Raw genomic sequence first — 19,650 nt, 5'->3', positions numbered from 1 at the left:
AGCACGTCGGAGAGGTTCTGGGGATGCAACGAAACAGGCGTAGCTTTCTGGCGCTCGCGGGGCTGGGCGCGCTGGCGACGGCATGCGGGTCGAACACCGGGCGGCAGGGCGAGGCGCCGCCTTCCACGGCGTACTCGGCGGGTCCGCCGCCCTCGAACGCCCCGAAGGTCGCGCTCCAGCAGTGGTACCACGCCTACGGCGAGGACGGCGTCCAGGACGCCGTCAAGCGGTACGCCGCGACCTACCCCGGCGCGGCCGTGAACGTGCAGTGGAACCCCGGCGACTACGACTCGAAGATCGTCACCGCGCTGCAGAACAGCAAGGTGCCGGACGTCTTCGAGGCCCAGGTCAAGATCGACTGGGTGCGGCAGAACCAGGTCGTCCCGCTCGACGACCTCGTGGCGCCGGTGAAGGACGATTTCAGCCCCGCCGTGCTGGCCGCGCAGACGGTCGAAGGCCGCGTCTACGGCATCCCGCAGGCCATCGACACGCAGGTGCTGTTCTACCGCAAGAGCCTGCTGCAGGCCGCGGGCGTGCAGCCGCCGCAGACGGTCGACGAGCTGGTCGACGCGGCGGCGAAGCTGACGAAGGACGGCGTCAAGGGGTTCTTCGCGGGCAACGACGGCGGCGTCGGCGTGCTCACCGGCCCGCTGCTGTGGTCCGCCGGGCTCGACTACCTGAAGAACGGCAACCGCGAGGTCGGCTTCGACGACCCGCGCGCGGCGACGGCGCTGGCGAAGCTGCACACGCTCAACGCCAACGGGTCGTTGCTGCTCGGCGCGCCGGCGGACTGGTCGGACCCGGGCGCGTTCGTCGACGGGCTGACGGCGATGCAGTGGACCGGTCTGTGGAACGTGCCGAAGATCCGGCAGGCGTTCGACGACGACTTCGGCGTCCTGCCGTTCCCGAAGCTGGACGGCAGCGGCGCGCCGTCGGTGCCGGTCGGCGCGTACGGCGCGATGGTGAACGCCAAGAGCGAGCACGTCGCCGAGGCCAAGGCGTTCGTGAAGTGGCTGTGGATCGACCAGACGCCGGACCAGCTGGAGTTCGCGACGAAGTTCGGCTTCCACGTGCCGGCCCGCCAGAGCCTGGTCGCCCGCGCGGACAACCTGAAGTCCGGTCCGGCCGCCGACGCGGCCCGGTTCGTCAAGGAGAACAGCCACCTCGTCGGCGGTCCGGTGTGGACACAGCAGTCGAACACAGCGCTGTCGGACGCGGTCGCGAAGATCGCTAAGGAAGGGGCCGATCCGGCAGCGCAGGTCAAAACCGCGGTCGAGGTGGCGAAGGCCGAGCTGAAGCGCCTCTTCGGATGAGGAAGCGCGATGCGCGCGCGTTCTGGCTGTTCGTCGGGCCGTTCCTGATCGGCCTGGCGGTCTTCGCGTACCTGCCGATCGGCTGGAGCGCGTACCTGTCGTTCTTCGACGCGCGCAACACGGTGACCCCGACGGAGTTCGTCGGGCTGGACAACTACGCGCACATGCTCACCGACGAGCCGTTCCTGTCGAGCCTCGGGACGTTCAGCGTGTTCGCGCTGTTCATCGTGCCGCTGACGTTCGCGTTGTCGCTGGCGCTCGCCCTCGGCGTGAACCAGCTGCGGTTCGCGCGGGCGTTCTTCCGGTCGGTGTTCTTCCTGCCGTTCGCGTGCTCGTACGTGGTCGCGTCGCTGATCTGGAAGACGTCGTTGTTCTCCGGGGTCCGGTACGGGCTGGCGAACAGCGTGCTGTCCGTGTTCGGCGTCGAGCCGGTGGCGTGGACGGGCACGGTGCACCCGCCGTTGTACTGGATCGTGCTGGTGACCGCGCGGCTGTGGCTGCAGCTGGGGTTCTACATGATCCTGTTCATCGCGGCCCTGCAGCGGATCCCGGCCCAGCTGTACGAAGCGGCGTGGCTCGACGGCGCCAAACCGGGCTGGCAGGTGTTCCGGTACATCACCCTGCCGCAACTGCGCGCGACGGCGGTGGCGGTGCTGCTGCTCAACCTGATCAACGCGTACCAGGCGTTCGACGAGTTCTACAACATCATGGGTGACGCGCGGGGCTACCCGCCGTTCGCCCGGCCACCGCTGGTGTACCTGTACTACACTTCACTGGGTTCGGGCGGCCAGGACCTCGGCCGCGGCAGTGCGGGCGCGGTGATCCTGGCGCTGATCATCGCCGTGGTGACGGTGCTGCAGGGCCGGGTGCTGCGGTTCGGGCGGCCGTCATGAAAGCGGGCCTGCGGTGGACGTGCCTTTCGGTGGCGGCGGTCCTCTTCCTGCTGCCGTTCTACCTGCTGCTGCGCAACGGCCTGGCGTCACGTTCGGACATCACGTCTCCACAGTGGACGCTCTTCCCGTCCACAGTGCACTGGGAGAACTTCTCGCGGCTGTTCTCGCTTTCGGACGTCCCGTTCGCCCGCAGCCTGCTGAACTCGGCGGTCGTGGCCACCCTGCAGACCCTCGGCCTGCTGGTGGTCTGCTCCCTGGCTGGCTACGGCCTGGCGCGCATCCCGTACCGGCATTCCGGGATCGTGTTCTACGCCGTGCTGGCAACGCTGATGATCCCGACGTCGGTGACGTTCGTGCCGAGCTTCGTGGTCGTCTCGTCGCTGGGCTGGCTGTCGGACTTCCGCGGCCTGGTGATCCCGGGGCTGTTCAGCGCCTTCAGCGTGTTCCTGTTCCGGCAGTACTTCCTCGACTTCCCGCGCGAACTGGAGGAAGCGGGCCGCGTCGACGGCCTGACCCGCTGGGGCGTGTTCTGGCGCGTGGTGGTGCCCAATTCCCGCGGCTTCTTCGCGGCCATCGCGGTGATCACGGTGATCGGCAGCTGGAACGCGTTCCTGTGGCCGCTGATCATCGCGCAGTCCCCGGATTCGTGGACGGTCCAGGTGGCGCTGTCGGGCCTGCTGACGGCGCAGAACCCGCAGCTGAACCTGCTGTTCCTCGCGGCGGTGGTGTCGATCCTGCCGATCGTGCTGCTGTTCGCGTTCCTGCAGCGGTACCTGGTACGCGGGGTCGCGGAGTCGGGCCTGAAGGGTTAGCCACCCAGCGGTGGAAATGACCACAACCTTCGGCGGTACTCCCCGCCGCGAGACCTGTGACAGGGTGAACTGAACTGTCACGGTGAATGTTTTTCACGTTCACCCCGCGTCCACCCAAGTCCGGCAGCGTGCCGGGCAACCGAGAAGACTGGGGAGCGAACACATGGCCGAACTCACCCGGCGCACCTTCGCCACCGCGGGCGCCGCCGGTGTCGGGCTCCTGCTCTGCACGCCCACCGCCAACGCCCTCGACCGCGCCCTCCGGCTGACGGGCACCCGGTCGCTCACCACCGCCGGCACCACGCTGGAGCAGGTCGCCACCGGCGGCAGCACCGCGACCTACTCCCGGCTGTCCGCCGGGCCCGGGTGGCCGCTCGTCGTCCGGAGCGACCTGGCCACGCCGAAGAGCGGGCGCGACGACCGGCGGCGGGCCCTCAGCTCGTTCGTCCAGTTCACCGACCTGCACATCACCGACGCCGAAAGCCCCGCCCGGTTCGAATACCTGCACCCCTTCATCGGCTCCGCGCACCGGCCGCAGGAGGCGCTCGGCACCGTCGCCACCAGCGCCCTCGTCGAGCGCGTCAACAGCGTGCGGCAGGGACCGTTCACCGGGCGCCCCTTCGACCTCATGGTCACCACCGGCGACAACACCGACAACCACGAGCTGATCGAGCTCGACTGGTTCCTCAACGTCCTCAACGGCGGCACGCTCACCCCGAACTCCGGCGACGCGAACGCCTACGAAGGCGTCCAGAGCTCCGGCAACGCCGAGTACTGGAACCCGTCGATCCCCGGCGTCGGCGACAAGTACTCGGCCAAGGGCTTCCCGCAGCTGCCCGGCCTGCTCGAAGCGGGCACGCGGACCTTCACCGCGCCCGGCCTCGACGTCCCGTGGTTCTGCACCTTCGGCAACCACGACGACAGCATCGTCGGCTCGCTGCCGGCGCAGATCCCCGGCATCGACGCGTGGTACACCGGGAAGTACAAGGTCATCGGCAAGGACGAAACGACGTCGAAGAAGCTCGCCGACGCCATCAAGAGCCGCTCGAGCGTGCCGATCGGCGAACTGTTCGGCGGCAGCGGCACCATCCGCGAGGTGACCCCGGACGCACGGCGGCGCCCGTTCAGCACCGGCGAGTTCGTCCGCGCCCACCTCGACGCGGCCAACACCGGCCCCGGCCCGGCCGGGCACGGCTTCACCAGCGCCAACGCCGACGGCCAGAACGTCTACTACACCTTCCGGATCGCCCCGGGCATCACCGGGATCAGCCTCGACACGACGACCGACGCCGGGTTCGCCGACGGCTCGATCGGGCTCGCGCAGTACAACTGGGTCGAGTCGACGCTCAAGCGCAACAGCTCGACGTACTACGACTTCTTCGGCCGCAAGATCACCCACGCCGTCACCGACGAGCTGTTCGTCCTCTTCAGCCACCACACCAGCGGAACGATGACCAACCTGCTGCCGGACTCGCGCCACCTGCTGGACCCGCGGCTGAACGGCGGCGCGTTCGTCGCGCTGCTCAAGCGCTTCCCGAACGTGCTGGCCTGGGTCAACGGCCACACGCACCTCAACAAGATCACGCCGCACGCCGGGAACACGCCGCAGCAGGGCTTCTGGGAGATCAACACCGCCTCGCACGTCGACTTCCCGCAGCACGCCCGGATCGTCGAGGTCGCGGACAACGCCGACGGCACGTTGTCGCTGTTCACGACGCTGATCGAGGCCGAAGCGCCGTACGCCGTGGACTACGACGCCCGGACGCCGCAAGCGCTTGCGTCGCTCTACCGCGAACTGTCGTACAACGACATCCACGTCGACCTCGGCCGGGTCGGCGCGGCCGAGGACCACAACACCGAGCTGCTGCTGGTGAACCCGCTGAGCTGAGCTGCCGTTACCTCGCGGGTAATCGCCCTCGGGACGGCCGTGCGGCACAGTGACCGCATGACCGATCCCGAGGGCACGCAGCTGTTCCACCGTTCCATGCCGTTCTCCGAACGCCTCGGTGTCGAGGTGCTGGAGCACGGGCCGTCGCTGGTCCGCAGCCGGCTGAAGTGGGACGAGAGCCTCTGCACGCTCGGCGGCGCACTGCACGGCGGCGCGCTCATGGCGCTGGCCGACTCGACCGGTGCCGTGTGCGCGTTCCTCAACGTGCCCGAGGGCGGCCAGGGCACGACGACCGTCGAATCGAAGACGAACTTCCTGCGCGCGGTGCGTTCGGGCTACGCCGTTGCGTCGTCCAGACCACTGCACGCCGGGCGCCGGTTCGTCGTGGTGGAGACCGAGATCCACGACGACGACGGCAAGTTGGTCGCGAAAGTGACACAGACGCAAGCCGTCCTGTAGGTACCTGTTTACATACCCGGCTCGAGCGGCGAAAATCCCTGCCTACTGGGTGGGCCGATCAGGGAGCCGCGATGCGCGTACGCAAGTTGTTCACCTTATTGTCAGTGATCGTGTTGACAGCGGTAACCGCGCAGGTCGCCGAGGCCGGGCCCGTCCGGCCCCGCGACGACGAGGCGATCGACTACCACGAGTGGACCGGCGGGCGCTTCCACGAAGGCGGCTTCGCCGGGCTGGCGCTCGGCCGCGACGGCCTGCGCATCACGCACCCCGCCGGCACGGTCGAGCACACCGAGCCGGAGCTCGGGACGACGAGAACCTACGACTACGGCCAGTGGACGTCGCCGCAGTACCGGCCCGGCTTCGGCGCGACGCAGCTGGTCGCGTCCTGGAACGCGAAGACGCCCGCGAAGACCTGGTTGCAGGTCGAGGCGCACGGCCGGACGTCCGCGGGCGCCGAAACCGCGTGGTACGTGATGGGCCGCTGGGCCAGCGGCGACGCCGACATCCTGCGCACCAGCGTCGACGGGCAGGACGACGCGAACGCCGTGGTCGACGTCGACACGCTGGAGATGAAAACCGGCGTGACGCTGAAGTCGTACCAGCTGCGGATCACCCTCTACCGCGAAGCCGGTTCGGGTGCGACGCCGTCGGTGAGCCTGCTGGGTGCGATGACGTCGGCCGTCCCGGACCGCTTCGAGGTGCAGCCGACGAAACCCGGCCGGGCCAGCGGCATCGAGCTCAAGGTGCCCGCGTACGCGCAGAACCTCCACAAGGGACAGTTCCCGCAGTACGGCGGGGGTGGCGAAGCCTGGTGCAGCCCAACCTCGACGGAGATGGTGGCCGAGTACTGGGGCAGGAAGCCGTCCGCCGAGGAGATGGCGTGGATCCCCGCGGACTACGTCGACCCGCAGGTGGCGTTCGCGGCGCGCTACACCTACGACCACGCCTACGACGGCACCGGGAACTGGCCGTTCAACACCGCCTACGCGGCGTCACGCGGGCTGCGCGGCCACATCACGCGGCTGCACTCGCTGAACGAGCTCGAGGACTACATCGTGCGCGGCATCCCGGTGATCACGTCGCAGTCGTTCCTGTCCTCGGAACTGGACGGCGCCGGCTACGGGACGTCGGGGCACATCATGGTCGTCGTCGGCTTCACGAAGGACGGCGACGTGATCGCGAACGACCCGGCGTCGAGCAGCAACGACCGGGTCCGCAACGTCTACAAGCGCGACCAGTTCGAGAGGATCTGGCAGCGGACGAAGCGCTACCGCGCGGACGGCACCGTGGCGGGCGGCCCGGGTGGCGTCGCCTACATCATCACGCCGGCCTGACGGCGCCGGTGGGGCGCCGGACCGGCGCCCCACCGGGGCTCACCAGGTCTTGCCCGCCTGCTCCCGGATCGCCCGGTTGACCCGGTTGAAGAAGCCGGTCAGGGCGATGTGCGTGACGATCGCGGACAGCTGCGTGTCGTCGAAGTGCCCGGCGGCGGCCGCCCAGACCTCGTCGGTCACGCCGGGCTGTCCGTCCTCGATCCGCGTGGCGGCTTCGGTCAGCGCGAGCGCGGCCCGTTCCGGCTCGGTGAAGAACGGCGTCTCGCGCCAGGCGACGACGCTGTGCAGCCGGTCGTCGGTCTCGCCCTGCCGCTTCGCCGACCGGACACCCGCGTAGGTGCAGGGTGCGCAGCCGTTGATCTGGCTGGCCCGCAGGTGGACCAGCTCGAGCAGCAGCGGATCGACCCCGGCGCCGTGCACGACCTTGAACAGCTGCTGGACCGCTCCGGTCACTTCGGGAGCCGGTTGAGTCTTGAGCCGTGGTTCCATCGTTCCTCCATCGGTTACCTGTGCCCCTCCGGGCCCGTCATGTCCACGACGGAGCGGGAGCGAGGAAGGTAACGACCATGACCGACGGGTTGGCTTCGGCGTTCGAAGCGCAGCGTGACCGGCTGCGCGCGGTGGCCCACCGCGTGCTCGGCTCGCACGCGGACGCCGAGGACGTGGTCCAGGAGGCGTGGCTGCGGCTGTCGCGCCAGGACGCGGCGTCGATCGAGAACCTCGACGGCTGGCTCACGACGGTGGTCGGCCGGCTCAGCCTGGACGTGCTGCGATCGCGCCGCTCCCGGCCCGAGGCGGCGTACGAGGAGATCGTCGTGACGGTCGACGAGGGTCCGGAGGCGGACGCGGAGCTGGCGGATTCGGTGGGGCTGGCGTTGCTGGTGGTGCTGGAGTCACTCGGCCCGAGCGAGCGGCTGGCGTTCGTGCTGCACGACCTGTTCGCGGTCCCGTTCGAGGAGATCGCCCGGATCCTGGGCAAGTCCACGGCGGCGGCCAAGATGCTGGCGAGCCGGGCCCGCCGGAAGGTCCGGACGCCGTCGCCGCCGACCGGGCCGACGCAGCGAGAGGTGGTCCAAGCGTTCCTGACGGCGGCCCGCGACGGCGACTTCGAGGAGCTCCTGCGCGTGCTCGACCCGGAGGTCCGCCTGACGGTCGACACCCCGGACGGCGTGGTGGTGGTCCTCGGCGCCACGAACGTGGCGGCGGGCGCCCGCATCGGCGCGGCGGCCGGCGGCCGCGCGGTGTCCGTCGGCGGCCTGCCGGGAGTGGTGGCGTGGCGCGCGGACGGGACACCGATGTCGGTGGTGGCGTTCACGGTGGCGGCGGGGCGGATCGTGAGCATCGCGTCGGTGACGGACCCGGCGAAGCTGGCGTCGATGGCGCTCCCCGAGCCGCCCGGAACTGTCGGTGGTGGTCGGTAAGCTGGAAACCGGGGCCGGAGGCCGGCCTCGCGCGCTTGATCGCCTGGGCGAGGCCGCTGCCTCGCGGGCCCCCGCGCAGCCGTGGTCACCCAGCAGCGGGTCATCCGGGAGTGGCGACTCGGGCCTGGGGTCGCCGCGGTCCCGCTCGACGACCGGGCACCGCCCAGCATCCAGCGGTGCCCGGAAGCGACCGACCGTGCGCCATGCCCGGGGAGAACCGGTCGCACGCCGCGGCCGCCGCGGGACTCCGTGCCCCACGCCCGAGATGCGCGCTGCTCGCCGCGGCTGCCGGGGAACTCCGCACGAAGGAACCCGCCCGCGCTGCCCGCGCACCCGGCGCACCATCTCCTGCGCCGTCGATCCGCCGTGCCAGACTGCGGGGACCATGCGCCGCCCGCTGCTGTTCCTCGACGTCGACGGTCCGCTGATCCCGTTCGGGCGCAGTTCCGGCCAGTACGCCACCTTCACCGACGCCGACCTGGGCAATCCGCTGCTGTCCCGGGTCGATCCGAGCCTCGGCCCGCGGTTGCTCGGCCTCGGCTGCGAGCTCGTCTGGGCCACGACGTGGCTGGCGGACGCCAACGAGTGCATCGCCCCGCTGCTGGGCCTGCCGCCGCTGCCGGTGCTGGACTTCTCCGGCGACGACGTCCTCCGTCCCGGCCTGCACTGGAAGACCGAACCCATCGCTGCCTGGGCGGCAGACCGCCCGTTCCCCTGGATCGACGACGAGACCACCGACGCCGACCGGGCCTGGGTCGCGAGGCACCACCCCGCGCCGGCGCTGCTGCACACCGTCGAGGCGAGCGCGGGCCTCACCGGCCCAGACCTCCGAGCCGTCGCCGCCTGGCGCGCCACAGTTGCGTAGAGCGCAACACGTTGCACGAACCTCACTCATGCGGATGTCGCCATCTCCGCGTGATCCGTGATTAGCTGCGGAAGACCAGCAGCGCAGCGGGAAGGTGGTTCGAATGCCCTACGAGGTCCAGGGGGTCGTTTCGCGGGCGAAGGGCGAGCCCGTCTCGCTGGAGACCGTCCTCGTGCCCGATCCCGGTCCCGGCGAAGCCGTCGTGAACGTGCAGGCCTGCGGGGTCTGCCACACCGACCTGCACTACCGCGAAGGCGGGATCAACGACGACTTCCCGTTCCTGCTCGGCCACGAGGCCGCCGGGGTCGTCGAGGCCGTCGGCGAAGGTGTCACCGATCTCGAACCCGGCGACTACGTCATCCTCAACTGGCGCGCCGTCTGCGGCACCTGCCGGGCCTGCAGGCGCGGCAAGCCGTGGTACTGCTTCTCCACCTTCAACGCCGCCCAGCCCATGACGCTCCAGGACGGCACCAAGCTCTCGCCCGCCCTCGGCATCGGTGCCTTCCTCGAGAAGACGCTCGTCCACAGCGGACAGTGCACGAAGGTCGACCGGGCCGCCGAGCCCGCCGTCGCCGGGCTGCTCGGCTGCGGGGTCATGGCCGGGCTGGGCGCGGCCATCAACACCGGCGCCGTCACGCGCGGGGACTCGGTCGCCGTCATCGGCTGCGGTGGGGTCGGGGACGCCGCCATCGCCGGCGCCAAGCTGGCCGGGGCCACCACGATCGTCGCGATCGACACGGACGACCGGAAGCTCGCCTGGGCAAAGGACTTCGGCGCGACGCACACCGTCAACAGCAAGGGCCTCAGCGAAGCGCAGGTCGTCGAAGCCATGCAGGACGCCACCAGCGGGTTCGGCCCGGACGTCGTCATCGACGCCGTCGGCCGCCCCGAAACCTGGCGGCAGGCGTTCTACGGACGCGACCTGGCCGGCACGGTCGTGCTCGTCGGCGTCCCGACGCCGGAGATGCGGCTCGACGACCTGCCGCTGATCGACTTCTTCTCGCGCGGCGGCTCGCTCAAGTCGTCGTGGTACGGCGACTGCCTGCCGAGCCGCGACTTCCCGATGCTCGTCGACCTCTACCTGCAGGGCCGGCTGCCGCTGGACAAGTTCGTCACCGAGCGGATCGGCGTCGACGGCGTCGAGCAGGCCTTCGAGCGCATGCACCACGGTGACGTCCTGCGCAGCGTGGTGACGTTCTGACCCTGTTCACCGACGACGAGTACCCGGCCGAGCCCTACCCGGGCACCCGGCCGGGTCACTCGTTCGTGCACGTCGACGGCGTCGGGCACCCGCTCGACACCGCGCCCGAGGGCTGGCGCGAGCGGCTGGCCGTGCTGGCCTACGGCTCGAACGCGAACCCGTCGAAGATCACCTGGCTGCGGGCGCGGCTCGGGTTGGCGGGCCCGGTCGTCGTGGCGCACGCGCGCTGCGCCGGGCTCGCCGCCGTGTGGGCGGCCGGTTTCCGGGTGGTCGACGACCAGCGCCCGGCCACCCTCACCGCGCTGGACGGCGTCGAAGACCACGCCGTCTGGTTCGTGACGCCGGAGCAGCTGGCGGTCCTGGACCGCTGCGAAGGCCGCGGCACCCGCTACCACCTGGCCCGGCTCACCGAACCCGGCATCACGCTCGAAGACGGCACCCGGCTGACCGAGGTGCACACCTACGTCGGCGCCGCGCCGATCCGCTACCCGCTGCTGGTCGACGGCGTGCCGGTGCGCACGTCCGACGTCCCGCAGGCCGAGGCGGCGAAGCTCGAAGGCGTCGCCGCCGACGGCCACGGCGTGCCCTGCGAAGTCGTCACACCAGCTTTCCCGGGTTGAGGATCCCGGTCGGGTCCACCGCGGACTTGGCCGCCCGCAGCACTTCGACGCCCAGCGAGCCGATTTCCGCGCTCAGGTAGGGCGCGTGGTCGACGCCGACGGCGTGGTGGTGCGAGATCGTGCCCAGTCCGGTGATCGCCTCGCAGGCCGCCGCCTTGGCGCGCTGCCACTGGCCGACCGGGTCGGTCCCGTCGCGGGCCGTCAGCACGGTGAAGTACAGCGACGCCCCCGTTTCGTACGCGTGCGAGATGTGGCACATGATGATCGCCCGGCCGAGTGCGGCCGTCAGCGCCGCGCGGACGTCGTCGCGCAGCTCGTCCACATTGGACCAGTACGCGGCCGTTTCGAGTGTTTCGACGCAGATTCCCATGTCCAGCAACGTGTCCCGCTGCCGCGGCCCAGCGAACCGGCCGTGCCGCCACGACTCGCCGAGCGCCTTGCCGACGCGGACAGCTCCCGCGGCCTTCAGCCGGCGGACCGTCTCACGGCGGCGCAGCGCCACGTCGTGCGCGGTGCCTTCCCAGCCCACGATGAGGAAGCACGGCCGCGACACGCCCCGCGCGGCCAGGTAGCGGCGCAGCGCCGCCGTCTTCAAGCTCGCGTTCAGCGCGAGGGAAACCTCGGTCTCGTCCACATCGGACAGCCGGGTGACGTCGGCGAGCGCGTGGTGCTGCGCGAGGTCACGCACCGCTTCGGCGCCGGCCGCCCAGCCCGGCAGCGCGTACCCCTCGTACCGCCGGACCCGCGGCGCCGGCCGCACGCGCAGCGCGACTTCGGTGATGACGCCGAGTGTTCCCTCGCTGCCGACCGCGAGCTGGCGCAGGTCCGGCCCGGCCGCGGACGCCGGGGCGACGCCGAGCTTCCACTCGCCGCGCGGGGTGGCCAGCCGCAGGCCGGTCACCATGTCCTCGAAGCGCCCGTAACCCGACGACGCCTGGCCCGCCGAGCGCGTCGCCGCGAAGCCGCCGATCGTGGCGCGCTCGTACGACTGCGGGACGTGCCCCAGCGTCAGGCCGTGCTCGCCGAGGAGCCGCTCGGCCTCGGGTCCGCGGACGCCCGCCTGCAGGACGGCGATGCGCGACCCGGCGTCCACCGACACCAGCGCGTCGAGCCGGACCAGGTCGAGCGCGATCACCGACGTCTTTTCGCCGCTCAGCGCGGCCACGCCGCCGACCACCGACGTGCCGCCGCCGAAGGGGACGACCCCGACGTCGTGCTGGACGCAGACGTCGAGCACCGCCTGGACCTCGGCCGGGTCCGCGGGCAGCACGACGGCGTCGGGCACCGGGAACTCCGCCGACGGCGAACGGCGGCGCAGCAGGTCGAGGTAGGACAGCCCGGTCGCCCGCTCCAGCCGCGCCGAGGCGTCGACCAGCACGTTTTCCGCGCCGACCACCTTCGCGAGCGCTTCCACAGCAGGTTCGGCCAGTTTCGGGGACGGTATTTCCACCGGCATTTCGCGTGCGGGGGCGGCAGCGGGGGCGACCGGACCGATACGCTGTTCAAGCCACTTGACTGCCCGCGCGGGCAGCGGGGCGGCGCCGGCGGCTTCCGCGGTCCAGGACCGGCGGAGGCGGTGGTCAATGAGAGCGTTCACGACTACAGTGTGACATATGGACGTAAAACGTCACACCACGCAGACGGCGAGCTCCTCCGCGCTCGCGGACACCCGCAGCCGCCAGACGGCGACCCGGGTGGCCGATGACGTGCTGCTCGACGCCGCGCGCTCGTGCGTGCTGGCCGTCGGTGTGCGCCGCACCACACTCGCCGAAATCGCCCGCACCGCCCGCGTCAGCCGGATGACGGTCTACCGTCGCTTCCCCGACGTCCGCAGCGTGCTCGCCGCCCTGATGACCCGCGAGTTCAGCGGGTTGCTGCGCACGGCGAGCGAAGGCGGCGCGGACGCCGCGCACAGCCGCGACCGGCTGGTCCTCATCGCGGCGGCCGGGGTCCGCGCGCTGTCGGCCGACCCGCTGTTCCGCACGCTGCTCGACGTCGACCCCGAGCTGGTGCTCCCGTACATCGTGGAGCGGCTCGGCGCGACGCAGAAGTTCGCCGAGCAGGCGCTGCACCAGCTCCTGGAGGCCGGCCACCACGACGGCTCGATCCGGCGGGCGCCGGTCGCCGTGCAGTCCCGTTCGGTGCTGCTGGTGGTGCAATCCTTCGCGTTTTCGCTGCGGCCGGCCACGGCGGACGTCGACGAGGCGGCGCTGATGGCCGAGTTCACGCACGTGCTCGACGCGGCGTTGCGGCCATGACGTCCGGCTCGCTCAACGCGCGGCGCCGCGAACGCGAGCTCGCCGAGCTGGCCTCGGGCGAGCGCGTGGACGTCGTCGTGGTCGGCGGCGGTGTCACCGGCACGGGTATCGCGCTGGACGCGGCTTCGCGGGGCCTGTCGGTGGCGCTGGTGGAGGCGCACGACCTGGCGTTCGGGACGTCCCGCTGGTCATCGAAGCTGGTGCACGGCGGCCTGCGGTACCTGGCGCACGGCGAACTCGGCTTGGCGCACGAGAGCGCGGTCGAGCGCGGCGTCATGATGACGCGGACGGCCCCGCACCTCACGCGCGCGATGCCCCAGCTGTTCCCGTTGTACCCCAGCACATCCCGCGTCCAGGAGCGGGTGATCGCGGCCGGCCTGCACGCGGGCGACGTGCTGCGCCGGGCGGCGCGCACGCCGTCTTCGGTGCTGCCGCGGCCGCGTTCGATCCCGCCCGCGCTCGCGTTGGCCCTGGCGCCCGGCCTCTCGGCCACCGGCTTGCGCGGCGCGTTGCTGGCTTACGACGGCGCGTTGGTCGACGACGCCCGATTGGTGGTCACGCTCGCCCGCACGGCGGCGTCGTTCGGCGCGCGCATCCTCACGCGGCTGTCGGCGTCTTCGCTCACGGCGGACCGGGTCACGGCGCGCGACGCCCTCTCGGGTTCCACTGTGGACATCCACGCGCGCCAGGTGATCAACGCGACGGGGGTGTGGGCGGGCACGCTGACGGGCGCGGTGCGGCTGCGGCCGTCGCTGGGATCGCACCTGGTACTGGCGCCGGGGACGGTGCAGATGGGGACGTCGTCGGTGAACATCGGCGTGCCCGGGGAGACGAACCGGTTCGTGTTCCTGCTGCCCCAGCCGGACGGCCGCGTCTACTTGGGACTGACGGACGAGCCGGTCTCCGGCCCGATCCCGCCGGTGCCGGACGTGCCTCCGTCCGATGTGGACTTCCTGTTGTCGCTGGCGTCCTCGGTGCTCGCCCGGCCGTTGACCCGGGCCGACGTCGCGGGTTCCTACGCGGGGTTGCGCCCGCTGGTCGAAGGCGGGGGCCGGTCGGCGGACCTGTCGCGCAAGCACGCGGTCCTGGCGGGATCGGACGGGCTGCTGACGGTGGTCGGCGGCAAGCTGACGACGTACCGCCGCATGGCCGAGGACGCGGTCGACGCGGCGGTGCGTTCGGCCGGGCTTCCCGCAGCACCCTGCCGGACGGCGCGGCTGCCGTTGCTGGGCGCGGCGCCCCGGGCGGAGTTGTCCCTGGTGGACGCCCCGCCCCGGATGGTGGCCCGGTACGGCACGGAGGCCCCGCGGGTGGCGGCGCTGGGCGAGCTGGACGCGGAGTTCGCGGCCCCGATCGGACCGGCCACGGAGATCACGGCGGCCGAGGTGGTGTGGGCGGTCCGCAACGAAGGAGCGCTCGACGTCGAGGACGTACTGGAACGCCGGACGCGGCTGGCGTTGATCCCGTCGGACGCCGAGGCGGCGCGGGAGCGGGTGGCGGAACTGGTCGACAAATCGCTGGCGGGGTTGGGCTGATCCCGCCGGCACAGCCCCCGCCAGCCGGCACAGCCCCCGCCAGCCGGCACAGCCCCCGCCAGCCGGCACAGCCCCCGCCAGCCGGCACAGCCCCCGCCAGCCGGCACAGCCCCCGCCAGCCGGCACAGCCCCCGCCAGCCAACACAGCCCCCGCCAGCCAACACAGCCCCCGCCAGCCAACACAGCCCCCGCCACTCCCAGGGGGGCGTCCCCAAGTCCATTCTATCGCCCACCCCCGACCGGAACCGTCGAAAAGCCTCCAGCGGCCCTGGTTGTCCACAAGTCGACCACCCTGTGCACAACTCGCCTTGATGTTCTCTTAAGTTGACCTCTCGTTGGGTTTTTGCAACAGTACGTTCATGAGTCCGGTCAGACGCGGCAAGGAGCTGCCGATCTACAACCGGCTTCCCGTGCTCCGGGCCGAGCGCGGGATGACCCGAGCCGCCCTTGCCGGGGCCGTTGATGTCAATCCGCAGACCATCGGCGCCCTCGAGCGGGGTGACCACTATCCGAGCCTGGATCTGGCGTTCCGGATCTGCGCGGTGTTCGACCTACCCGTCGAGGCCGTCTTCAGTCGCGAACCGTTCACGCCGCTTTCGACCCAGGTCTACCGCGAGGGGGGAGCATGACCGTACCGACCGGCCGGTTCGCGGCCTACTGGGAACGCCGGCTCGACAAGCTGGAAGCCAAGGAACGCCGCCGCGCTCAGCAGCTGACCGCGTGGCGCAACCGGCGGCACCGGCGGCCGCTCGCGGTCGTTCTCGTCGCCGCCGACCTCGTGCTGATCGGCGGCGCCGCCGGCTTCCGCGTCGGGGACACCTGGGTCTTCCCCGTGCTGTGGCTGACCGGGATCCTCGTCGGCGGGAGCGCGTTCGTGCTGCTGCGCACCCTGACCGGCGTGATGTGCGGTGGCTTCTCCCGCCTGCTCGACGAGCGCGAGCGCGAATGGCGCCACCGCGTCACCTACACCGCCTACCAGATCCTCAGCTACCTGATGGTCATCGCGGTCTTCTACTGCCTGCTGATCGCCGGCACGGAGGACGGCGGCTCGCGCGGGGCGATGATGCTGTCCGCGCTGCTCGTCACCGGCACGACCATCCCGCCGATCCTGCTGGGCTGGTCGCTGCCGGACGACGACCCCGCGGACTTCGAGGAGGCGATCGGGCATGCCTGAGGGGACACTGGAGATCGACCGGATCTCCAAGCGCTACGGCGCCAAGGTCGCGCTGGACGGCGTCACCTTCGACGTCCGCGCCGGCGAGCTGTTCGGGTTCGTCGGCAGCAACGGGGCCGGCAAGACCACCACCATGCGGATCGCGCTGGGCGTGCTGGCCGCCGACGGTGGTCAGGTGCGCTTCGACGGCGAACCGATCACGCACGAGACCCGCACGCGCATCGGCTACATGCCGGAGGAACGCGGGCTGTACCCGAAGATGAAGGTCCTCGACCAGCTCGTCTACCTCGCCGAGCTGCACGGCCTGGACACGAACGAAGCCCACCGCAACGCCGAAACCTGGATCACCCGGCTCGGGCTGGCCGAACGCCGCAAGGACGAGGTGCAGAAGCTGTCCCTCGGCAACCAGCAGCGCGTCCAGCTCGCCGCGGCGCTGGTGCACGACCCCGCGGTGCTGGTGCTCGACGAACCCTTCTCCGGCCTCGACCCGCTCGCCGTCGACGTGATGAGCGGCGTCCTGCGGGAGAAGGCCGCCGCGGGCGTGCCGGTCGTGTTCTCCAGCCACCAGCTCGACCTCGTCGAGCGGCTGTGCGACCGGGTCGGGATCATCCGCGGCGGCCGCATGGTCGCCGTCGGCACGGTCGCCGAACTGACCGCGGGCGCGCGCAGCAAGCTCGTCGTGACGGCGCCGTCCGCGCACCTCGGCTGGGCCGCGGGCCTGCCCGGCGTGCGCGTGCTGGAGCAGCACGGCGCCACCACCGTGCTCGACCTCGACCCGGGCGCGGACGACCAGGCCGTGCTCGCCGCCGCGCTGGCGACCGGCCCGGTCACCGAGTTCAGCCGCCGTCGCCGGTCGCTCACCGAGCTGTTCCGCGACGCCGTGTCCGAGAAGGGGGAACCACGATGAGGACGCTGAGTGGCCGACGGGCCGTCTGGCTCGTGACCAAGCGCGAGCTGAACACGCGGCTGCGCACGCGGTCGTTCGTGGTCGGCACCGGTGTGCTGCTGGTGCTGCTGCTGGGTTACGTCTTCTTCCAGACGTCGCTGGCCGGCTCGTCGGACAAGAACACCGTCGGGCTGACCGGCCAGGCGATCGGGATCGCCCGCCAGCTGCAGACCGAAGCGGCGCTGGCCGGCCGCGAGATCAGCACGGTCGTCGTCACCGATCCGGCGGAGGGCCGGGAAAAGGTCGAGAACGGCGACGTCGACGCGCTCGTCTCCGGCAGCGCGGCGCAGCTGACCGCCACGTACAAGTCCTCTTTGGACGAACAGCTGCGGCGGGTGCTCGACCAGGTCGCCCAGCAGCAGGTGCTCGACGGCGTCCTGTCGTCCGCGCAGCTCGAACCGGCCGAGGTGATGACCAGGGTGCACGGCACCCACGTCCAGGACGACCCGCTCTCGCCGCAGCCGGCGGACCAGACGCAGCGGCTGGTGGTCGGGCTGGTCGTGGCGTTCCTGCTGTACATGAGCATCATCACCTACGGGATGATGGTCGCCCAGGGGGTCGTCGAGGAGAAGTCGAGCCGGGTCGTGGAGATCCTGCTCGCCAGCGTGCGGCCGTGGCAGCTGTTGCTGGGCAAGGTGATCGGGCTCGGCCTGGTCGGCCTGACGCAGCTGGTGATCCTCGCGGTGGTGGGGCTGGGCGCGGCGTCGGTGACCGGCGTGTTCACGCTGTCCGGCTTCGCGACGGGCGCGGCGCTGTGGGGTCTGCTCTGGTACCTGCTGGGTTTCCTGTTGTACGCCACGGTGTATGGCGCGCTCGGGTCGCTGGTGTCGCGGCAGGAGGACACCCAGTCGGTGGTCGGGCCGCTGAACATCATCCTGGTGGTCGGGTTCATCGCGGGCTTCAACCTGCTGGTCCAGAACCCGGCGGGCGCGGCGACGAGGATCGTTTCGCTGATCCCCCTGCTGTCGCCGATCCTCATGCCGGCCCGCATCTCGACGGGCGCGGCGGCGGGCTGGGAGATCGGGCTGTCGCTGGCGCTGACCGTCGCGCTCATCGCCCTGCTCACCTGGGTCGGCGGGAAGATCTACGGCAACAGCGTGCTGCGGATCGGCAGCCGGATCAAGCTGTCGGAGGCCCTGCGTGGCTGAGGTGCGGGCGGCGGGGCCCGGCGACGTCGCGGCGATCCGCCGGTTCGGCGAGACGCACGTCCGGGCCCACTACGCGCCGCTGATCGGCACGGCCGCACAGGTCCGCGACTGCTCGACGCCTGACCGCGCAGTCGCCGACCGACGCCGAACGGCTGCACATCTCGCACTCCGCGGCCAACGCGAAAGCCGCGGCCTGACCACCCGAAACTGTCTGACCCCTGCGGTAACGTGAAATCAGGGGGTCCCCTGGGGGGGGGGACCTCCGGTTGGGCGAGCAAAGATTCGGCGGGGCACCTCCTACGAACCGAAAGGCGTCACCGTCGAGCGGATCGAGCCGAGCTCCACCGGCGATCCCGCCCGTGCCGTCGTGTGGCGGGTCAAGGCGCTCGTCAGGTCGTGATCTTGGCGTACCGCTCCAAGGACACCTGGCGTTCGTGGGCGTGGTCGACCATCGGCTCCGGGTACTCCGCCGGGCGGTCCTTCAGCTTGTGCACCGCCTTCCCCGGCACCGAACGCAGCTCCGGCACGTACTTGCGCACGTAGTCGCCGTTCGGGTCGAACTTCTCGCCCTGGGTCGTCGGGTTGAACACGCGGAAGTACGGGGCCGCGTCGGTGCCGCAGCCGGCGACCCACTGCCAGTTCAGCTGGTTCGACGCCAGATCGGCGTCCACCAGGTGCCGCATGAAGTGGCGGGCGCCCAGCCACCACGGCAGGTGCAGGTCCTTCACCAGGAAGCTTGCGACGACCATCCGCACCCGGTTGTGCATCCAGCCCTCGGCCAGCAGCTGCCGCATGCCGGCGTCCACGATCGGGTAGCCCGTCCGGCCTTCGCACCACCGCTCGAAGGCTTCGCGGTCGTCGTCGTGCTTCATCGCGTCGAACCGCTTGTCGTAGTTCTCGCGCGCCGTTTCCGGGCGGTGCCAGAGGACGTCGGCGTGGAATTCGCGCCAGCAGATCTCGCTGCGCAGTGATTTCGCACCCACGCGGTCGTCTTCGGCCAGGTCGGCCAGGATCGTCCGCGGGTGGATGCAGCCCCAGCGCAGGTACGGCGAAAGGCGCGTGGTCCCTTCGCGGTCCGGCCGGTCGCGGTCCTCGTCGTAGGAGTCGATGCCGTCGCGCAGGAACGCGTGCCAGACGTCGAGCGCGGCCCGCTCACCGGGCTCGGGCAGCACAGCGGAAACCTTCGGCGCGCGCGGAACCGCCAAGGAGCGGGACGGCGACACCCAGTCCACAAGGGACGGTCCGGTGTCCGCGGGTGAGTGCCACCCGTGTGCGGTCCAGGCGCGGAAGAACGGCGTGAAGACGCGGTACGGGCTGCCGTCCGGCTTGGTGACGCGGCCCGGCGTCACGGCGTACGGCGAGCCGGTCTCGACCCAGTCGATGTTCTGCTCCGCCAGCGCTTTCGCCACGGACGCGTCGCGGCGGCGGCCGTACGGCCCGGTGTCGGCGCTGACGTGCACCGCGGCCGCCCCGATTTCGCGCGCCGCGCGGACGACCTCGACGGCTGGCTCGCCGTGCACCAGCATCAGCCGCCCGCCGAGCTGCTCGTTCAGCTTCTCCAAGCACCCGGACATGAAGGCCGCACGCGGGGCACCGCCGGGCTTCAGCAGCGCCTCGTCGAGGACGTACAACGCGAGGACGTGCTTGCTGTGGCGCGACGCCTCCAGCAGGGCGGCGTGGTCGCCCAGCCGCAGGTCGCGGCGGAACCACAGGACGACCGGCGCTTCTCGAGTCACGACGGTAAACGTAAACGTCCCGCCGTGCGGGTGCACGGCGGGACGTT

19 protein-coding genes are annotated in these 19,650 nt (G+C 71.2%); 16 read left to right on the top strand and 3 right to left on the bottom strand.

The features are described from left to right. Positions 1–23: 23 nt before the first annotated feature. From ACLJPY_RS35205 to ACLJPY_RS35180, 6 genes are all read left to right on the top strand, one after another. Entirely contained in the window at positions 24–1,313 is a 1,290-nt protein-coding gene (locus ACLJPY_RS35205; protein WP_410595304.1) for an ABC transporter substrate-binding protein, read from the top strand. Next, the gene (locus tag ACLJPY_RS35200; RefSeq protein ID WP_410595303.1) at positions 1,310–2,206 is read left to right on the top strand and encodes a carbohydrate ABC transporter permease; all 897 of its coding nucleotides are present in this window, start codon (positions 1,310–1,312) and stop codon (positions 2,204–2,206) included. The genes ACLJPY_RS35205 and ACLJPY_RS35200 overlap by 4 nt, the downstream gene beginning before the upstream one ends. Continuing rightward, positions 2,203–3,018, top strand: coding sequence for a carbohydrate ABC transporter permease (locus ACLJPY_RS35195; RefSeq protein WP_410595302.1), 816 nt, complete (start codon positions 2,203–2,205; stop codon positions 3,016–3,018). The genes ACLJPY_RS35200 and ACLJPY_RS35195 overlap by 4 nt, the downstream gene beginning before the upstream one ends. 163 nt (positions 3,019–3,181) lie before the next feature. Then, positions 3,182–4,906 (top strand): TIGR03767 family metallophosphoesterase, encoded by a 1,725-nt coding sequence (locus tag ACLJPY_RS35190; protein ID WP_410595301.1) that lies wholly within the window; start codon positions 3,182–3,184, stop codon positions 4,904–4,906. Positions 4,907–4,963: 57 nt separating this feature from the next. Then, entirely contained in the window at positions 4,964–5,365 is a 402-nt protein-coding gene (locus tag ACLJPY_RS35185; RefSeq protein WP_410595300.1) for a PaaI family thioesterase, read from the top strand. 71 nt (positions 5,366–5,436) lie between these two features. Then, positions 5,437–6,699 (top strand): peptidase C39 family protein, encoded by a 1,263-nt coding sequence (locus tag ACLJPY_RS35180; RefSeq protein ID WP_410595299.1) that lies wholly within the window; start codon positions 5,437–5,439, stop codon positions 6,697–6,699. A 39-nt stretch (positions 6,700–6,738) separates the two neighbouring features. On the opposite strand, the gene ACLJPY_RS35175 is transcribed toward ACLJPY_RS35180, so the two are convergent. Further along, positions 6,739–7,188 (bottom strand): carboxymuconolactone decarboxylase family protein, encoded by a 450-nt coding sequence (locus ACLJPY_RS35175; RefSeq protein WP_410595298.1) that lies wholly within the window; start codon positions 7,186–7,188, stop codon positions 6,739–6,741. A 77-nt stretch (positions 7,189–7,265) separates the two neighbouring features. Here ACLJPY_RS35175 and ACLJPY_RS35170 point away from each other — a divergent pair, with 77 nt between their 5' ends. From ACLJPY_RS35170 to ACLJPY_RS35155, 4 genes are all read left to right on the top strand, one after another. Further along, the gene (locus ACLJPY_RS35170) at positions 7,266–8,120 is read left to right on the top strand and encodes a sigma-70 family RNA polymerase sigma factor (RefSeq protein ID WP_410595297.1); all 855 of its coding nucleotides are present in this window, start codon (positions 7,266–7,268) and stop codon (positions 8,118–8,120) included. Positions 8,121–8,505: 385 nt separating this feature from the next. Next, positions 8,506–8,985, top strand: coding sequence for an HAD domain-containing protein (locus ACLJPY_RS35165; RefSeq protein WP_410595296.1), 480 nt, complete (start codon positions 8,506–8,508; stop codon positions 8,983–8,985). Between the two features lie 103 nt (positions 8,986–9,088). Then, positions 9,089–10,186: an S-(hydroxymethyl)mycothiol dehydrogenase gene (locus ACLJPY_RS35160; protein WP_410595295.1), complete on the top strand. Its 1,098-nt coding sequence runs from the start codon at positions 9,089–9,091 to the stop codon at positions 10,184–10,186. A gap of 65 nt (positions 10,187–10,251) precedes the next feature. Beyond that, positions 10,252–10,806: a gamma-glutamylcyclotransferase family protein gene (locus tag ACLJPY_RS35155; RefSeq protein WP_410595294.1), complete on the top strand. Its 555-nt coding sequence runs from the start codon at positions 10,252–10,254 to the stop codon at positions 10,804–10,806. Here the strand turns inward: ACLJPY_RS35155 and ACLJPY_RS35150 are convergent. Beyond that, on the bottom strand, positions 10,784–12,403 hold the full coding sequence (locus ACLJPY_RS35150; RefSeq protein WP_410595293.1) for an FAD-binding oxidoreductase: 1,620 nt from the start codon (positions 12,401–12,403) through the stop codon (positions 10,784–10,786). The genes ACLJPY_RS35155 and ACLJPY_RS35150 overlap by 23 nt on opposite strands. A gap of 97 nt (positions 12,404–12,500) precedes the next feature. Between ACLJPY_RS35150 and ACLJPY_RS35145 the strand changes: the two genes are divergently transcribed. From ACLJPY_RS35145 to ACLJPY_RS35120, 6 genes are all read left to right on the top strand, one after another. Next, positions 12,501–13,064 carry a TetR/AcrR family transcriptional regulator gene (locus ACLJPY_RS35145; protein ID WP_410595408.1) on the top strand — a complete coding sequence of 188 codons (564 nt, stop codon included), beginning with the start codon at positions 12,501–12,503 and terminating at the stop codon, positions 13,062–13,064. Further along, the gene (locus ACLJPY_RS35140; protein WP_410595292.1) at positions 13,061–14,599 is read left to right on the top strand and encodes a glycerol-3-phosphate dehydrogenase/oxidase; all 1,539 of its coding nucleotides are present in this window, start codon (positions 13,061–13,063) and stop codon (positions 14,597–14,599) included. Before ACLJPY_RS35145 ends, ACLJPY_RS35140 begins: the two co-directional genes overlap by 4 nt. A 359-nt stretch (positions 14,600–14,958) precedes the next feature. Further along, a complete protein-coding gene (locus ACLJPY_RS35135; protein WP_410595291.1) occupies positions 14,959–15,228 on the top strand; it encodes a helix-turn-helix transcriptional regulator in 270 nt (89 codons plus the stop codon). Continuing rightward, positions 15,225–15,773 (top strand): hypothetical protein, encoded by a 549-nt coding sequence (locus ACLJPY_RS35130; RefSeq protein ID WP_410595290.1) that lies wholly within the window; start codon positions 15,225–15,227, stop codon positions 15,771–15,773. Before ACLJPY_RS35135 ends, ACLJPY_RS35130 begins: the two co-directional genes overlap by 4 nt. Continuing rightward, positions 15,766–16,680 (top strand): ABC transporter ATP-binding protein, encoded by a 915-nt coding sequence (locus ACLJPY_RS35125; RefSeq protein WP_410595289.1) that lies wholly within the window; start codon positions 15,766–15,768, stop codon positions 16,678–16,680. The genes ACLJPY_RS35130 and ACLJPY_RS35125 overlap by 8 nt, the downstream gene beginning before the upstream one ends. Then, positions 16,677–17,867, top strand: coding sequence for an ABC transporter permease (locus tag ACLJPY_RS35120; RefSeq protein WP_410595288.1), 1,191 nt, complete (start codon positions 16,677–16,679; stop codon positions 17,865–17,867). Before ACLJPY_RS35125 ends, ACLJPY_RS35120 begins: the two co-directional genes overlap by 4 nt. 389 nt (positions 17,868–18,256) lie before the next feature. Here ACLJPY_RS35120 and ACLJPY_RS35115 read toward each other — a convergent pair whose 3' ends face one another. Beyond that, complete coding sequence (locus ACLJPY_RS35115) at positions 18,257–19,603, bottom strand: cryptochrome/photolyase family protein (RefSeq protein ID WP_410595287.1); 1,347 nt, start codon at positions 19,601–19,603, stop codon at positions 18,257–18,259. Between the last annotated feature and the right edge of the window lie 47 nt (positions 19,604–19,650).

The sequence above is a fragment of the Amycolatopsis sp. lyj-23 genome (assembly GCF_046549135.1).
Classification (GTDB): Bacteria; Actinomycetota; Actinomycetes; order Mycobacteriales; family Pseudonocardiaceae; genus Amycolatopsis.
Note: the sequence above shows the minus strand (reverse complement) of the source record. Positions and strands in the feature narration are given on the sequence as shown.

Bases quoted from the DNA above. Each gene is read 5' to 3' on its own strand.
- ACLJPY_RS35120 (WP_410595288.1), top strand. From the start codon at position 16,677: ATGAGGACGCTGAGTGGCCGACGGGCCGTCTGGCTCGTGACCAAGCGC.
- ACLJPY_RS35160 (WP_410595295.1), top strand. From the start codon at position 9,089: ATGCCCTACGAGGTCCAGGGGGTCGTTTCGCGGGCGAAGGGCGAGCCC.
- ACLJPY_RS35195 (WP_410595302.1), top strand. From the start codon at position 2,203: ATGAAAGCGGGCCTGCGGTGGACGTGCCTTTCGGTGGCGGCGGTCCTC.
- ACLJPY_RS35200 (WP_410595303.1), top strand. From the start codon at position 1,310: ATGAGGAAGCGCGATGCGCGCGCGTTCTGGCTGTTCGTCGGGCCGTTC.
- ACLJPY_RS35175 (WP_410595298.1), bottom strand. From the start codon at position 7,188: ATGGAACCACGGCTCAAGACTCAACCGGCTCCCGAAGTGACCGGAGCG.
- ACLJPY_RS35180 (WP_410595299.1), top strand. From the start codon at position 5,437: ATGCGCGTACGCAAGTTGTTCACCTTATTGTCAGTGATCGTGTTGACA.
- ACLJPY_RS35125 (WP_410595289.1), top strand. From the start codon at position 15,766: ATGCCTGAGGGGACACTGGAGATCGACCGGATCTCCAAGCGCTACGGC.
- ACLJPY_RS35190 (WP_410595301.1), top strand. From the start codon at position 3,182: ATGGCCGAACTCACCCGGCGCACCTTCGCCACCGCGGGCGCCGCCGGT.
- ACLJPY_RS35140 (WP_410595292.1), top strand. From the start codon at position 13,061: ATGACGTCCGGCTCGCTCAACGCGCGGCGCCGCGAACGCGAGCTCGCC.
- ACLJPY_RS35185 (WP_410595300.1), top strand. From the start codon at position 4,964: ATGACCGATCCCGAGGGCACGCAGCTGTTCCACCGTTCCATGCCGTTC.
- ACLJPY_RS35205 (WP_410595304.1), top strand. From the start codon at position 24: ATGCAACGAAACAGGCGTAGCTTTCTGGCGCTCGCGGGGCTGGGCGCG.
- ACLJPY_RS35165 (WP_410595296.1), top strand. From the start codon at position 8,506: ATGCGCCGCCCGCTGCTGTTCCTCGACGTCGACGGTCCGCTGATCCCG.
- ACLJPY_RS35130 (WP_410595290.1), top strand. From the start codon at position 15,225: ATGACCGTACCGACCGGCCGGTTCGCGGCCTACTGGGAACGCCGGCTC.
- ACLJPY_RS35170 (WP_410595297.1), top strand. From the start codon at position 7,266: ATGACCGACGGGTTGGCTTCGGCGTTCGAAGCGCAGCGTGACCGGCTG.
- ACLJPY_RS35135 (WP_410595291.1), top strand. From the start codon at position 14,959: ATGAGTCCGGTCAGACGCGGCAAGGAGCTGCCGATCTACAACCGGCTT.